Origin of the sequence: Streptomyces amakusaensis (genome assembly GCF_039532665.1) — a bacterium.
GTDB lineage: Bacteria > Actinomycetota > Actinomycetes > Streptomycetales > Streptomycetaceae > Streptomyces > Streptomyces amakusaensis.
On record NZ_BAAASB010000007.1, the window covers coordinates 172,148 to 186,946 of the forward strand.

General features: G+C 68.7%; 9 protein-coding genes. All 9 read right to left on the reverse strand.

Annotation, left to right across the window (positions count from 1 at the left end):
- Positions 1 to 18 precede the first annotated feature (18 nt).
- The gene (locus tag ABD371_RS14805) at positions 19 to 1,644 is read right to left on the reverse strand and encodes a peptide ABC transporter substrate-binding protein (protein WP_344476842.1); all 1,626 of its coding nucleotides are present in this window, start codon (positions 1,642 to 1,644) and stop codon (positions 19 to 21) included.
- 122 nt (positions 1,645 to 1,766) lie between these two features.
- Positions 1,767 to 2,762, reverse strand: a complete 996-nt coding sequence (locus ABD371_RS14810; protein ID WP_344476844.1) for a GNAT family N-acetyltransferase — start codon at positions 2,760 to 2,762, stop codon at positions 1,767 to 1,769.
- A 156-nt stretch (positions 2,763 to 2,918) separates the two neighbouring features.
- A complete protein-coding gene (locus ABD371_RS14815; protein ID WP_344476846.1) occupies positions 2,919 to 4,034 on the reverse strand; it encodes an ABC transporter ATP-binding protein in 1,116 nt (371 codons plus the stop codon).
- A gap of 14 nt (positions 4,035 to 4,048) precedes the next feature.
- Positions 4,049 to 5,110 (reverse strand): ABC transporter ATP-binding protein, encoded by a 1,062-nt coding sequence (locus ABD371_RS14820; protein ID WP_344476848.1) that lies wholly within the window; start codon positions 5,108 to 5,110, stop codon positions 4,049 to 4,051.
- Positions 5,111 to 5,120: 10 nt separating this feature from the next.
- Positions 5,121 to 6,098 carry an ABC transporter permease gene (locus ABD371_RS14825; RefSeq protein ID WP_344476850.1) on the reverse strand — a complete coding sequence of 326 codons (978 nt, stop codon included), beginning with the start codon at positions 6,096 to 6,098 and terminating at the stop codon, positions 5,121 to 5,123.
- 122 nt (positions 6,099 to 6,220) lie between these two features.
- A complete protein-coding gene (locus ABD371_RS14830) occupies positions 6,221 to 8,017 on the reverse strand; it encodes an ABC transporter substrate-binding protein (RefSeq protein ID WP_344476853.1) in 1,797 nt (598 codons plus the stop codon).
- A 103-nt stretch (positions 8,018 to 8,120) separates the two neighbouring features.
- A complete protein-coding gene (locus tag ABD371_RS14835; RefSeq protein WP_344476855.1) occupies positions 8,121 to 9,152 on the reverse strand; it encodes an ABC transporter permease in 1,032 nt (343 codons plus the stop codon).
- A gap of 867 nt (positions 9,153 to 10,019) precedes the next feature.
- A complete protein-coding gene (gene typA / locus ABD371_RS14840) occupies positions 10,020 to 11,921 on the reverse strand; it encodes a translational GTPase TypA (protein ID WP_190124575.1) in 1,902 nt (633 codons plus the stop codon).
- Between the two features lie 305 nt (positions 11,922 to 12,226).
- A complete protein-coding gene (locus ABD371_RS14845) occupies positions 12,227 to 14,764 on the reverse strand; it encodes an ABC transporter family substrate-binding protein (protein ID WP_344476858.1) in 2,538 nt (845 codons plus the stop codon).
- Between the last annotated feature and the right edge of the window lie 35 nt (positions 14,765 to 14,799).

The window sequence follows — 14,799 nt, forward strand, 5'->3', positions numbered from 1 at the left end:
GGGGCCGGGGCCTTCCGGTCAGGCGACCTTGATCTCGTTGTAGACCGGGACGCTGAACGGGTTCAGGGCGACGTTGGAGATGCGGTGCGAGTAGCCGGCGCTGCCGTTCTGGTACCAGAGCGGGATGGCCGCCATCTGATCGCGCAGGACCTCTTCGGCCTGCTGGAAGAGGGCCACGGCCTTGGCGGTGTCGCTCTCGGCGTTGGCCCGGTCGACGAGGCGGTCGAAGTCCTTGTTGCTCCACTTGCCGTCGTTGGAGGAGGCGTTGGTGTAGTAGAGCGGCTGGAGGAAGTTCTGGATCAGCGGGTAGTCCATCTGCCAGCCGGCCCGGAAGGGGCCGGGCATCTTGGACTGGGTGATCTGGCCGCGGAAGTCGGCGAAGGTGCCGATGGGGTTGCCGACGCACGCCTGGTCCTCGCCGAGGGCGTTGTTGATGCTGTTGCAGACGGCGTCGACCCAGTCCTTGTGGGAGCCGGTGTCCGCGTTGTAGGTGATCTTCATCTGGCCGCCGGGGATGCCGCCTGCCTCGTCGATCAGTTTCTTCGCCTCGGCGGGGTCGTACGCGCAGGAGTCGCCGCAGAGGGTGTCCTGGAAGCCGCCCTCGGTGCCGAGTACGGGGGAGGTCCAGTCCTTGGCGGGGGTGCGGGTCTTCTGGAAGATGGTGTCGGTGATCTGCTGCCGGTTGATCGCCCGGGAGAGCCCGGTGCGGAGCTTCGCGCCGTCGGGGGCGTTCCATGCCTGGTCGTAGTAGGGGAAGGCGAGGGTCTGGATGATGCCGGCGGGGGTGTTGATGTACCGGCCGTCCAGGTCGGTCTTCACGTTCTTGAGCTGGGCGGCGGGTACGTCGTCGACGAGGTCGAGGTTGCCGGCGAGGAGATTGGTGTAGGCGGTGTTGTTGTCGGTGTAGACGACGAGGTCGACTCCCCCGTTGAGGGCCTTGTCGGAGCCGGGGTAGCCGTCCCATCTCCGCAGGGACATCTGCGAGCCCCTGGCGTACGCGTCGACGGTGTACGGGCCGTTGCCGACGGGTTTGGCGAGCCAGCCGGCGTGGTCGTCGAAGAACGCCCTGGGCAGCGGGGCGAAGGCGGCGTAGCCGAGGGTGTCGGGCCAGGTGGAGAACTTCTGGCTGAGTTTGACGGTGAAGGTCCGCTCGCCGGTGATCTTGAGGCCGGAGAGGGTGGTGGCGGTGGGGTCGCCGGAGTCGGGGTGGAGCGCGGTGTAGCCGTCGATGTAGCCGAAGAAGTAGGCGTTGCGCTGGTTGTTGCGGAGGTCCGCGCCGTAGTTCCAGGCGTCGACGAAGGAGCGGGCGGTGACCTTCTCGCCGTTGCTGAAGGTCCAGCCGTCCTTGACGGTGATGGCGAAGTTGACGGAGTCGGAGGTGTCGATCCTCTCGGCGAGCATGTCCTTGGCCTCGCCGGTCTTGGGGTCGTATCTCTTGAGCCCCCGGAAGACCATGTCGAGGACCTTGCCGCCCTGCACCTCATTGGTGTTCGCGGGCTCCAGCGGGTTCTGCGGGTCGCCCCAGGAGGCGCTGACGACGCCGTTCACCCCGCTGCCGCTCGCGCCGCCCCCGCCGCAGGCCGTCGCCGTGAGGGCGGCGGCCACCGCGCAGACGGCCCAGGTGGCGTGCTTGGCTCCACGCATGGATGCCTCCTCGGTCCGCGGTGTCGCTCAGGGCCTGCCGTTGGACCGAATATCACCCCGAAGTATGGCGATCCGCATGCCGGACACCGCCGGACGGACGAGCGCGGGGGCGCAGGGGGGCGTCAGGGGGCGGGGGCCGGGGTGACCGGCAGGGTCACCTCCCAGGTGTCCGCGGCGAAGTGCTGCGCCATGCCGTGCGCCTCGTACAGCCGCAGCGCGCCCGTCTCGTTCCCGGTGTCCACGCCGAGGCCGATCTCGGCGCGGCCCAGCCCCGCGTACACCCCGAAGGCGTGGCGCAGCAGATACGAGGCGATGCCCCGGCCCCGGGCCCGCTCGCGCACCCCGAGGCTGTTGATCCAGCCCTGGGCCTCGCGGTGGTTCGAGGTCACCATCACGGCGACGTCACCGGAACCGGAGCCGGGGCCGGGGCCGGAAGCCTGGCCGTCGCCGTCGCCGTCGCCGTCGAGAGAGGCGATCCACACCAGCGACCAGTCGATCAGCTCGCCGAGGTCGTCGAGCCACTGCCGATAGGTGCGCGGCTGGTGGTCGAAGTGCCGGGCGAAGGTGTCCTGGATCAGCTCGTGGGCGATGACGCGGTCGGCCTCGTCGCGGCAGTCGCGCAGGGTGAGGCCCGGCGGGGGCGCGGGCACGGGTTCGGCGGCGGGGTCGAGCGGGCGGGTGAGCACGTGGTAGCGGCGCACGGTGCGCCAGCCCCGGCGGAGGGGGATCGCGGTGTCCAGGGTGGGGTGCGCGTTCAGATGCAGATGGACGACGGCCCGGTCCGCGCCGTTGCCCGCCGCCCGCCGGGCCGCCTGGGCCTCCATCAGCTCGAAGAGCCGCTCCGCCGCGTCCTGGTGGTCCGGGAGGATGTACTGGTCCATGTCGATGCGCTCGGCGCCGGAGTCGTCCCACATCAGTCCGTACCCGACCGGCTCGCCGCCGGCGAGCGCCAGCCAGGAGTTGTCGGGGAGGCCTGCTTCGGGGTGGGAGAGATCGGCCTCGACGGAGCGCAGGTCGGTCTCCGCCCGGCCGATCTCGATCATGTCCACGGCGTTGAGGAGGCGGCAGATCGCCGGCGCGTCCCCGGGGACCACAGGTCTGATGGTGAGATCGTCCATCGGATCACTGTCGGGGGTGCGCGACCGGCCGTGCAACGCGTTTTCCGCCCGCCGGAGCCAGCCGGAAGCCCGTCTGGGCCCGCCGGAGGCTCCCGGACATGGCGAAGGGCCCCGGGCCGCCCGTACGGCGGCCCGGGGCCCTTCCCCGCCCCGGAATCAGTCCTTGGCGGTGTGTCCTTCTTCCAGCGCGGCGAGCGCGGGGTCCATCACGACGTCCTTGCCGCGGGAGAGCGTGGGCTCCTCCGGGAAGTGGCAGGCGGTCAGGTGACCCTCGCGGTTGCCGGAGATCTGCACCAGCGGCGGGTCCTCCGACGCGCACTTCTCCGTCGCCTTCCAGCAGCGGGTGCGGAAGCGGCAGCCGGACGGCGGCATGATCGGCGAGGGGACGTCCCCGGAGAGCCGGATGCGGTCCTTCTTCGACGCGTCCACGTCCGCCTCGGGCACGGCCGAGAGCAGGGCGTGGGTGTACGGGTGCCGGGGCCGGGTGTAGAGGGAGTCGCGGTCGGCGACCTCCACCACCTTGCCCAGGTACATCACGGCCACGCGCTGCGAGAAGTGCCGGACGATCGCCAGGTCGTGGGCGATGAACATGAAGGCGATGCCCAGCTCGCTCTGCACCTTCTGGAGCAGATTGACGACCTGTGCCTGGATCGAGACGTCCAGCGCCGAGACGGGCTCGTCCGCGACGATCAGCTTCGGCTCCAGCGCGAGGGCCCGCGCCACGCCGATGCGCTGCCGCTGACCGCCGGAGAACTCGTGCGGGAAGCGGTTGTAGTGCTCGGGGTTGAGACCGACGGTCTCCAGCAGCTCCCGCACCCGGGTCTCACGACCGCCGGGCGGGTTGATGTTGTTGACCTCCATCGGGCTCTTGATGATGGTGCCGACGGTCTGCCTCGGGTTCAGCGAGGAGAACGGGTCCTGGAAGATCATCTGGATCTCGGACCGGATCGGCGCCAGCTGCTTGCGGCCCGCGTGGGTGATGTCCTGACCGGCGTAGGTGATCTTGCCGCCGGTGGGCTCCAGCAGCCGGGTGACCAGCCGTCCGGTGGTGGACTTGCCACAGCCGGACTCGCCGACGACGCCGAGAGCCTCGCCCGGGTAGATCTGGAGGTCGACACCGTCGACCGCCTTGACCGCGCCGACCTGCTTGCGGAAGGGGAAACCGCCGTAGATCGGGAAGTGCTTCTCCAGTCCCTCGACGGAGAGAAGCGGCTCGCCCGGCCCGGCGTCCGTTGATCCCTGCTGATGCGGCAGGGTGACATTCTTGCTCATGTCTCTGCGTCTCCCTAGCCCAGCCTGGGCTTGATCTGATCGATGAAGATGGTCTGCTTCTGCTCGGCCGAGAGGTGGCAGGCAGCGGCCCGTCCGGTGGCCAGCTGCGGCTTCTCGCTCGAGCACAGCCCGCCGTCCACCTCGTCCGTGAAGGCGCAACGCGGGTGGAAGGCACAGCCCGGAGGCGGGTTGAGAAGGCTCGGCGGGGATCCGGGGATCGGCACCAGCGGCTCGTCGAGGTCGCCCCCGAGGCGCGGCATCGAGCTGAGCAGGCCCCAGGTGTAGGGGTGCTTGGGCGTCTGGAGCACCTCGCGGACGCTGCCGCGCTCCACGGCCCGGCCGCCGTACATCACCAGCAGGTCGTCGGCCATGTTGGCGATGACGCCCAGGTCGTGGGTGATGAAGATGATCGCCGAGCCGAACTCCTGCTGAAGGTCCTTGAGCAGATCGAGGATCTGGGCCTGGACGGTCACATCGAGCGCGGTGGTCGGCTCGTCGGCGATCAGGAGGTCGGGGTCGCAGATCAGCGCCATGGCGATCATCGCGCGCTGGCGCATACCGCCGGAGAACTGGTGCGGGTAGTCGTTGAAGCGCGTCGCGGGCTGCGGGATGCCGACCTTGTCGAGCATCTCGATGGCCCGTGCCTTCGCCTCCTTCTTGGAGGCGCCGGTGTGCTTCATGAACGGCTCGGCGATCTGCCGTCCGACCGTGTAGTACGGCGAGAGCGCGGTCAGCGGGTCCTGGAAGATCATCGCGGCCTTGTTGCCGCGGATCTTCTCCATCTCCTTCTCGGAGGCGCTGACCAGCTCCTGGCCGTCCAGGATGATCTCGCCCTCGACGGCGGAGCTCTTCGGGTTGTGCAGTCCGAGCACCGCGAGGTTGGTCACGGACTTTCCGGAGCCCGACTCGCCCACGATGCCCAGGGTCTTGCCGCGCTCGACGTCGAAGGAGAGGCCGCTGACCGCGTTGACGATGCCGTCCTCGGTGGAGAACCGCACCCGCAGGTCGCGAACCGAGAGGAAGGCCTCCGGCCCGGTCGGGGCCGGTGTGTCTTCGGTCTTGGTCAGTGTGGTCACGGTCGTTCTCCTAGGCGAGGCGCACGCGCGGGTCGATGTAGGCATAGGCGAGGTCGACGATGATGTTCAGGATCAGGATGAAGAACGCTCCGAACAGCATCACCCCCATCGTCAGCGGCAGGTCCTTGCTGAGCGAGGAGTTCACGGCGAGACGGCCGATGCCGGCCAGGTCGAAGGTGAACTCGGTGACGACCGCGCCGGCGAGCAGACCGCTCAGGTCCATGCCGAGGATGGTCACGATGGGAGTCAGCGAACCGCGCCAGGCATAACGGAAGAATACGTAGCCCTGCTTCATGCCCTTGGCCCGGGCGGTGCGGACGTGCTCCTCCTGCAGCTGCTCGATCATGGTCGAGCGCGCCATACGCGTGTACTGGGCGGTGAAGATGGTCGCCATGACCGCCCAGGGGATCAGCAGACCCAGGGCCCAGGCCGCCGGATTCTCGGTGAACGGCACGTACTTGGGATTCTCCAGCCAGCCCGTGCTGTAGACGAAGATGCCGAGGACGATCGGCCCCAGGAAGTAGATCTGGAAAGAGCTGAGGACCATCGAGGTGCTGCTGACCAGCTTGTCGATCCAGGTGCCGCGCTTCCAGGCGGCGAGCAGACCCGATCCGAGTCCGAGCACCAGGAAGATGACCAGACCACCGACGGTCAGGGAGAGCGTCAGCGGGAAACGGTCGACGATGGAGGCCCAGACGAATTCACTCGTCTCGAAAGAGACACCCAGACACGGCGCGGGGCAGTGCCCGGTGGCGAAGTCACGGCCGGTCAGGATGCCGCCCATGAACTCCCAGAACTGGGTGGTGATGGGCTTGTCGAGGCCGAGATTCTCACGGATGACCGCGATGCTCTGCGGCGAGCAGTTCTTGCCGCAGGCGAGCTCGGCGAAGTCCTGAGGAATTGTGTAGAACAGGAAGAACGTGAACGCGCCGATCAGAAACATGATCACTACGGCGCCGGTCAACCTGCGGAGAAGGAACTGAAGCATCGCGGGAGGCTGCTCTCTTCGGTAGGCGGCGGGGGTTGTGAGAAAAAGGGCCCGTGGGGGTGCGCTCCGCCTGGCGCGCACCCCCACGGATCAACCGTGAGCCGGTGAGGTGTGGACCGGGGTTACGGGTTCTTCAGGAACAGGTCGTTGATGTCGATGTAGCTCGACTCAACGCTGTACTTGACGCCGCCGACATTCGAACCGGTCAGCTGGATCTGCTTCGAGTAGTAGACCGGGGCAGCCGGGTTGATCTCTTCCACGATGCGCTTGTGGATCTCGGTCCACTTCTTCGCGGCAGCCGCGGGCTCCAGCGTCAGAGCCTCGTCGATGCCCTTGTTGACCTGCTCGTCGTTGATGTGCGAGTAGTTCGACGCACCGTCGGAGATCAGGTCACCGTCGTAGACGGGGGTGATGACGGTGGAGGGCGACGGCCAGTCCTGGCCCCAGCCGCTCATGTACAGGTCGAACGGGTTGTCCAGCTTGCCGATCTGCTGGTAGTACGTCGCGCGGTCGATCTCCTTGGCCTGCACGTCGAAGCCGAGCTTCTCCAGCATGCCACGGACGACGACCATCTGCTTCTGGCTGCGCGGGGCGCTGGAGTACGCGTAGGTCAGCTTGGTGCCGGCCTTGACACCCGCCTCCTTCAGCAGCTCCTTGGCCTTGGCCAGGTCACCGTTCGGCTTCTTCAGCTTGCCGAAGGGGTCGTACGAGGGGTCGAAGCCCGGCAGGGTCGGACCCATCAGACCGCCTGCCAGCTCGCCGCCGTACTTGCCGCCGTCCTGCGCGATCATGCGCTGGCTCGGCATCGCGTGCGTGATGGCGTCGCGGACCTTCTTGTCCTTCATCTTGTCCAGGTTGAAGGACAGCTGCCAGACGTAGGGCTGGTAGCCCTTGATGCTGCGCTTGTTGACGTCAGGCTTGGAGATGACGTCCTTGATCATGGTCGGGTCGACCTGGTCGGTCCACTGGATGGCGTTCTTGGCGTCACCCTGGTCCGCGATCAGGCGCTTGCTCTGGCTGGCCTGGTCGATGGTGAGCGAGAAGTCGTAGCCGTCCACGTACTGGTGGCGGACGGAGTCGGTCTTCGGGTCCCAGTTGGTGTTCTTGACCAGCTTGAGGGACTTGCCCGGCTTGTACTCGGCGATCTTGTAGGGGCCGAGGGCGACCGGGGCCTTGTCGTACTTCGCCTTGGTGTCGGCCTTCTCCGGAACGACGGAGTAGCCGGCCATCGCGAGGGCCTGCGGCAGGTCGGGCTGCGCCTGCTTGAACTTGAAGACCACGGTCTTCGCGTCCGGGGTCGCGAGCACGCTGTCCGGGAGGTGCTTGCCCTTGTAGGGGCCGTCCGGGAGCGCCTTGCGGTAGTCGTCGCCGGAGAGCCAGCTCTGGACGTAGGGCGGGCCGTCGAAGATCACCTTCGAGTACATGCGCTCGATGGAGTGACGGACGTCGGCGGACGTGATGGCGTTGCCATTCTGGTCCTTGATGCCGTCCTTGAGCGTGTACGTCCAGACCTTGCCGCCCTCGGACGGGGTGCCCGAGTCGGTGGCGATGTCGCCGACGACGGTCAGGTTGCCCTTGTCGTCCTCCTGGAAGTTGGTCAGACCCCGGTGGAGCAGGTTGGCCAGCTGACCCGCGTCACTGACGTAGATCTGACCCGGGTCCATGTGGCTCATGTCGGACTCCATCAGCACGTTGATCGTGCCGCCCGACTTGGCGCCCGGAACCTCGGCCGCGGGGCCGGTGGACTCCGCCGCCTTGGCGTAGACAACCGGCTTCGACTGCGAGGCCGCGTCCTTCTGGCTCTTGGACTCGTCCTTGGTGTTGTCGGCTTCGTTCTTGGAGCACCCGGTGAGCGCCAGGGAGCCGGCCGCGGCGGCCACGACTATGACGCGCGCGGAACGTGAGCGAAGGGGCTTCATGATGCGCGTTGCACCTACCTGTCCGTTGTTATCCATCAAGAGCTGCCATGACCGACCGGTTGCCCGGCGACGCGGGGGCGGCAGCCACCCCCGCCCAAGGACGTCATCGTCCGGTCTTGGGGTCGAACGCGTCCCGGACGGAGTCGCCGAGAAGGTTGAAGGCGAGAACGAAGATCACCATGGCGACGCCGGGGAAGAACATGAACGCGGGGTTCTGCTCGTAGACCTTGGCACCGATGGCGAACATGCGTCCCCAGTCCGGGGTGGGCTCCACAAAGCCGACGCCTACGTACGAGAGGAAGGCGATCGTCAGGATGGAGCTCGGAAGGGTGTAGGTGCCCTGCACCAGGATCGGCGTGACGATGTTGGGCAGGATCTCCTTGCGGACGATCCGCCAGCGGGAGGCTCCGGAGACCTTGGCGGCCTCCACGAACTCGCGCTCACGCAGGGACAGTACGGAGCTGCGCACCAGACGGGCCATGCCCATCCAGCCCAGGAACCACATCACCAGGATGATCGAGACGGCGCGCAGATAGGTGGGGGTCTCGTCCGTCGGGGAGACGAACAGCGCGGTCACGACGGGCATGAAGGCGATGAAGAACAGCTGGTTCGGGAAGGCGAGGAAGAAGTCCGTCGTCCGGCCGATCCAGTAGTCCGCCTTGCCGCCGAAGTAGCCGCCGACCATGCCGATGATCACGCCGGTCATCACGGCCAGGAAGGTGATGACGAGCGCCATGTAGAGCGAGGTGCGCATGCCGTAGAGCAGCATGGTGAACACATCGCGACCCAGCTCCGGCTCGATGCCGAACCAGAAGTCCCCGGAGACTCCGCCGAAGGTGCCCACGGGCATCGAGAAGTCGTCGAGCAGCTCGGGGAACTCGTCCGGGTAGAGCGTGTACGGATCCTTGCCGTACAGCTTGGAGATCACGGGCGCCAGTGCGGCGATCGCGAAGAAGAAGATGACGACGCCGGCGGAGATCATGCCGACACGGTCGCGCTTGAAGCGCGACCACATCAGCTGACCGGGCGAGCGACCGGTGTGGTTGTTGCCGTCCGCGGCGTCGTTCTTGGTCGCGGTCTCTTTGTCCAAGGCGACAGAGGCTTCCGTGACCTCGGCCTCGATTGGACTGGTCATGATGTGTCCATTCACGGGTGTCGGGTGACCCGCGATCCTGCGCACGTCGGCGGTGACGGTCGAGTGGGTGCACTCGTACCGTCGGTTCCGCCGCCGTATGACGATCCCCTCGCCGGCCGCACCGCCCTTGGCGGGCGGCCGGCCGTACTGCCTACGCCTGTGGATCAGCCACGGGCGTATCAGCTGGAAAGTGCGTCAATGGGGATAGATTCCACCCTCAGGAGCGCGAGCCGAGCGGTTGACCGGGGCTCAGGATCGGCGGCCGACGTCGGCGGCCTGACCGGATGGAATGCGCTGGAAACCGGCCGTACAAGCCATCTGTGACGACCCGACCCCACTGGCGCTCGTGGCACCGCGCATGGGTTCCTCCTCATGAGTCCACGTGTTCACTGCAAGGCTGGGCACAAGACACCCACCGACACCCCTGACGGCGAAGAGCTGTACCCCGTGTGCTCGTGAGTCGGCGCTCCCCACAGCGCATGACCCGTTGACCCGAGCTCAGTGAAGCCAACTATTGGGTAAGTTCGGGCTGTAAACCACACTTAAAGCATCTCGTTTTGGCAACATCAGTGCAGGCCCGGGGACCACAATTCGGACAAAGGGATCGCAGACAGACACCCCCGAAACGGACTGTTAATGCAGGTTTCCGGTGAGCTACGCCCGATAGTCGGACAGACGGGGTAGGAAAACCTGTTGACGGGCTTCCGGCGACCGCTGGCCCAAACTGTCAGTTTCCCACGGGACGGGCGAACGAGAACGGCCCGGGTGGCCCCTCGTGGAGGGGTCACCCGGGCCGTTTTCAGCCAGAAGGGCCCCTGACGCGCTCGGAGCGCGTCAGGGGGTGTCCGGAGCCTGTGGCCGTGTCTGTCAGCCGTGCTTGGCGCGGGAGGCGGCGCGGGCGCGCTCGCGGCCGTCCAGGTTGACCTTGCGGATGCGCACGGCCTCCGGGGTCACCTCGACGCACTCGTCGTCGCGGCAGAACTCCAGCGACTGCTCCAGCGACAGCTTGCGCGGCGGAACGATCGCCTCGAAGGAGTCGGCCGAGGAGGAGCGCATGTTGGTGAGCTTCTTCTCCTTGGTGATGTTCACGTCCATGTCGTCGGCGCGGGAGTTCTCGCCGACGATCATGCCCTCGTAGACCTCGGTGCCGGGCTCGGTGAAGAGCACACCGCGCTCCTGGAGGTTGGTCATCGCGAAGGCGGTGACCGCGCCCGAGCGGTCGGCGACCAGCGAGCCGTTGTTACGGGTCTTGAGCTCGCCGAACCACGCCTCGTGGCCCTCGTGGATGGAGTGGGCGATGCCGGTGCCGCGGGTGTTGGTCAGGAACTCCGTACGGAAGCCGATGAGGCCCCGGGACGGGACGACGAACTCCATGCGGACCCAGCCGGAGCCGTGGTTGGACATGTTGTCCATCCGGCCCTTGCGGGTGCCCATGAGCTGCGTGACCGCGCCCATGTGCTCCTCGGGGACGTCGACCGTGAGGCGCTCGACCGGCTCGTGGACCTTGCCGTCGACCAGCTTGGTGACCACCTGGGGCTTGCCGATGGTCAGCTCGAAGCCCTCGCGGCGCATCTGCTCGACCAGGATGGCCAGCGCCAGCTCACCGCGGCCCTGCACCTCCCAGGCGTCCGGACGCTCGGTCTCCAGAACACGGAGCGAGACGTTTCCGACCAGCTCGCGCTCCAGCCGGTCCTTGACCTGGCGGGCGGTGACCTTGCGGTCCTTGACCGCGGCCTTGTTGTCCGCGCCCTTGCCGGTGCCGCCCCGGCCGACCAGCGGCGAGGTGTTGGTGCCGACGGTCATGGAGATGGCGGGCTCGTCCACCGTGATCAGCGGCAGCGCGATCGGGTTCTCCGGGTCGGCCAGCGTCTCGCCGATCATGATGTCCGGGATGCCCGCGACGGCGCAGATGTCGCCGGGACCGGCCACCTCGGCCGGCTTGCGGGTGAGCGCCTCGGTCATCATCAGCTCGGAGATGCGGACATTGGCGATGGTGCCGTCCCGCTTGATCCAGGCGACGGTCTGGCCCTTGCGCAGCTCGCCCTGCTCGACGCGGAGAAGCGCGATACGGCCGAGGAAGTTGTCGGCGTCCAGGTTGGTGACATGGGCCTGGAGCGGCGCGGACTCGTCGAACTCGGGGGCCGGGACCGTCTCCAGGATGGTGGAGAAGAAGGGCTCCAGGCTGTCGCTGTCGGTGGGGACCGTGCCGTCGGCCGGCTTGGTCAGCGACGCGACGCCGTCACGGGCGCAGGCGTAGACGATCGGGAACTCGATCTGGTCCTCGTCGGCGTCCAGGTCGAGGAAGAGGTCGTAGGTCTCGTTGACGACCTCGTCGATACGGGAGTCGGGACGGTCCGTCTTGTTGATGCAGAGAATGACGGGCATCCGGGCCTGGAGGGCCTTGCGCAGCACGAAGCGGGTCTGCGGAAGCGGGCCCTCGGAGGCGTCGACCAGGAGGACGACCGCGTCGACCATGGACAGACCGCGCTCCACCTCGCCACCGAAGTCGGCGTGGCCGGGGGTGTCGATGATGTTGATCGTGATGGGCGCCCCGCCGGCCTTGGGGTGGTACTTCACCGCCGTGTTCTTGGCGAGGATCGTGATGCCCTTCTCGCGCTCCAGGTCGTTCGAGTCCATGACCCGGTCATCGACCTGCTGGTGCGCTGCGAAGGCTCCGGCCTGCTTCAGCATGGCGTCGACCAGGGTGGTCTTGCCGTGGTCGACGTGGGCGACGATGGCGACGTTACGAATGTCATGGCGCGTGGGCATGCTGGCTGGCGCTTCTCTCGATCGTGGGATGCGGCGTCGAATGCGGCGATTTCCTCGTACGCCCCGCCGGGGCGGACGCGCCGCGGCTCTGTCCCATGGTACGGGGCCCGCGCGCGCGGGGCCTCCCGGTCCGGTTTCGGGGCCCGGAACACGGGCGGGAGAGGGGGGTGGGGGGCCTGGCCGGAGTGCGTGAACCGTGGTCAACGGGTGGACACGATCTTGCCCGCCGGAGAATCCGGCGGGCAAGGGAGTTGAGCCAGTTCTGAGGTTTTGGCAAAGAGGTTGCGGAAGTGGGCGGGGCCCGGTCAGTGCTGGTCAGAGCGGTTCTGGCCGGTTTCGACGCGGTGGGCGGAGTGGGCGGCTGCGGCCTTCGCCTTCGCCTTGGGCTTCGGGGCGGCGAAGCCGATGTCCTGGTAGCGGGGAGCCGCGAAGCCGAAGGCCCCGGCGTTGCGTACGGCGGGCCGGGCCGCGACCAGCTCGGGCCGCTGGTAGAGCGGGATCGACCCGGCGGCGGCCCAGATCCGGGCGTCGGCCCGGCGCACCAGGTCCCGGGCCTCCTCCTCGTCCAGCTCGGACGCCGCCTGCTCGAAGAGCTGGTCGATGTAGTCGGTTCCCACCCGGGTGTAGTTCTGCTCCACCAGCAGCGAGCCGTCGCCCGCGGGCTCGGGCTTGGCGTAGATGGGGCGGGCGTCCGTCGCCGGGTAGGCGGTGGCGGGCCAGGAGTAGAGCGCCAGGTCGTAGCGGCCCGAGGCGATGTGGTCCTTGAAGTAGTTCTCGTCCGGGACCTTGCTGATCTCCGTACGGATGCCGATGCGGTCCAGCATCCGGGCGATCTTGCTCCCGACGGCGCGCAGCGACTCCGAGCCGGGGCCGGCCGGCAGGACGAACCGCAGGGTGAGCGGCTTGCCGTCCTTGCCCAGCCGTCCTCCGGCGGCGACGGGAGCGGCGGAGCCGGCGGGGGCCGCGGTACCGGCGGGGGCGTAGGCCCCCGCGACGCCGCCCCGGGCGTCGCCGCCCGGCCGCTGGGCCGCCGCCGCTCTGACGCGGCTCTCGCGCGAGGCCGCGGTCCGGGGCTGGACGGCCAGCTCCTGGAAGGTCACCGGGGCCGGGGCGAGGACGTGCGCGGTGCCCGAGCCGCTGCCGTGGGCGGCCCTGGCCTCGCCGCCGGCCTCGTCGTCACCGACGATGTACAGACCGTCGCTGGAGGGGACGTCGGCCTCCTCGGCCTTCGCCGCGCGTCCGGTGTTCTTGCCGTCCGCGTTCTTGCCGTCCTCTCCGTCCTCCGTGTCCTCCGTGCCCTCTCCGTCCTCGTCCTCGGGGGAGGTGCTCTCCCCGGCCTCGCCGCCCGCCTTGGCGGGCTGGGGCTTCTTGAGCGCGCCGCCGGGCACCCAGCCCGCGTCGGCGAGGAGGGCCTGCGCCTCCTGGGTGTTCTGTTCGCCGAGCGCCCCGCTGTTGTCGGTGTACGCGCGCTGGCCCGCGAGCGCCAGATGGCTTCCGGGCGGGGCGGCGGGCAGTCCGAGCGGCCCCAGCACGGTCTCGGCGAGTTCCTCGCGGTCCAGCGCGCGGGCGATGGCCCGGCGCACCCGGTCGTCGGCGAGCGGGCCCGATTCCCCGTTCAGCGCGAGCTGGGTGAAGGCGGGCTCCAGGGATTTGCGGACCACCAGGCCGCGCAGCCCCTGCTGCTCCCCGGCGTAGACGGTGACGGCCTTGGCGTGCCGGGCGCGGGCGGCCTGCGCGGCTTCGGCCTTCTCCTCGTCGGAGCCGTTGGCCAGCGCCCAGGAGCGCAGGACGGCCGAGGTGGTGAGCGCGGCGGCGGGGCCGTGGGCGGGCCGGGCGGCGCTCGTGTCGCCCTCTTCCTCCTCGCGGCCCTCGGCGGCCCGGGCGGCCCGGGCCGCGGCGTTCCTGGCGTCCTCGGCGTCCCGCTCGGCCAGGGCGATCCGGTTCACCGTCGTCCGGTCGACCTCCGCGAGGTCGACCTTTCCGCTCGCGAGGGCGGCGGCCCGCTTCTCGCGCGGTACGGCCGTGAGCACCAGCGAGTCGAGTTTGGCCTGCTCGCCCCACCAGCGGGGGTTGCGTACGAGGGTGGTGGTGCCCGCCTTGCGGTCGAGCGCCGCCAGCTGGAACGGGCCCGCCGTGGCCTTGAGCCTGTTCCGCGCCCCGTCGTTGAACGCGTTCGGGGAACCGGTCACGTCCTTGGGGTAGAGGGGGGTGAACAGGGAGCGCCAGTCCGCGTAGGGCTTCTTGAAGGTCACCTTGACCTCCAGGTCGTTGGCGCCCTTCTGGATCTCCTCGATCCGGTCGTACCCGGCGTTGCGGGCGGTCCAGAACGCGGTGTCCCGGCCGCTGAGGGCGCGCCACTGGGCGACGAAGTCGGGGGCGCCGATCTCCCGGCCGTCGCTCCAGACCCCCTTCTGGTTGAGCTTGTAGAGGACGACCTGTTTGGGTTCGCGCTCCACGATCTCGGCCGACTCCACATAGTCGGGGTTGCGCTGCGGGCGGCCGGCCCTGTCGATCGTGAAGAGAGAGGGGAGTACGGCCCCGGCGACCCGGGCGGTGGCGGCGTCGGCGTCGGCCTGGAAGGCGTTCAGGGTGGCGGGGGTCGCGTCGACCGCCCAGCGGAGCGTCCCCCCGTCGGCGACCTTGTCCCGCTTCGCCGCCGCGATGTCCTGGGCGGCGGCGCGGCCGGCTGAGTCGTCGGCCGCGCACCCCGACAGGGCGGGCAGCGCGAGCGCTCCGCCGGCGAGCAGCGCGACGGAGCGGAGCGCCCGGGAGGCCCGGATGCCGCCGGTGGCCCGCGAGGTCCGGGAGCCGGGCCTCCCGTTTGGCTCGTCGACCTGGGACATGGTCTATACCTCTTCATCCTGTTTTACGGAATTGG

What these genes read in the sequence shown, in the direction of transcription:
- typA (WP_190124575.1), bottom strand. Translation starts at nt 11,921, where the DNA reads ATGCCCACGCGCCATGACATTCGTAACGTCGCCATCGTCGCCCACGTC.
- ABD371_RS14830 (WP_344476853.1), bottom strand. Translation starts at nt 8,017, where the DNA reads ATGAAGCCCCTTCGCTCACGTTCCGCGCGCGTCATAGTCGTGGCCGCC.
- ABD371_RS14810 (WP_344476844.1), bottom strand. Translation starts at nt 2,762, where the DNA reads ATGGACGATCTCACCATCAGACCTGTGGTCCCCGGGGACGCGCCGGCG.
- ABD371_RS14805 (WP_344476842.1), bottom strand. Translation starts at nt 1,644, where the DNA reads ATGCGTGGAGCCAAGCACGCCACCTGGGCCGTCTGCGCGGTGGCCGCC.
- ABD371_RS14845 (WP_344476858.1), bottom strand. Translation starts at nt 14,764, where the DNA reads ATGTCCCAGGTCGACGAGCCAAACGGGAGGCCCGGCTCCCGGACCTCG.
- ABD371_RS14815 (WP_344476846.1), bottom strand. Translation starts at nt 4,034, where the DNA reads ATGAGCAAGAATGTCACCCTGCCGCATCAGCAGGGATCAACGGACGCC.
- ABD371_RS14825 (WP_344476850.1), bottom strand. Translation starts at nt 6,098, where the DNA reads ATGCTTCAGTTCCTTCTCCGCAGGTTGACCGGCGCCGTAGTGATCATG.
- ABD371_RS14835 (WP_344476855.1), bottom strand. Translation starts at nt 9,152, where the DNA reads ATGACCAGTCCAATCGAGGCCGAGGTCACGGAAGCCTCTGTCGCCTTG.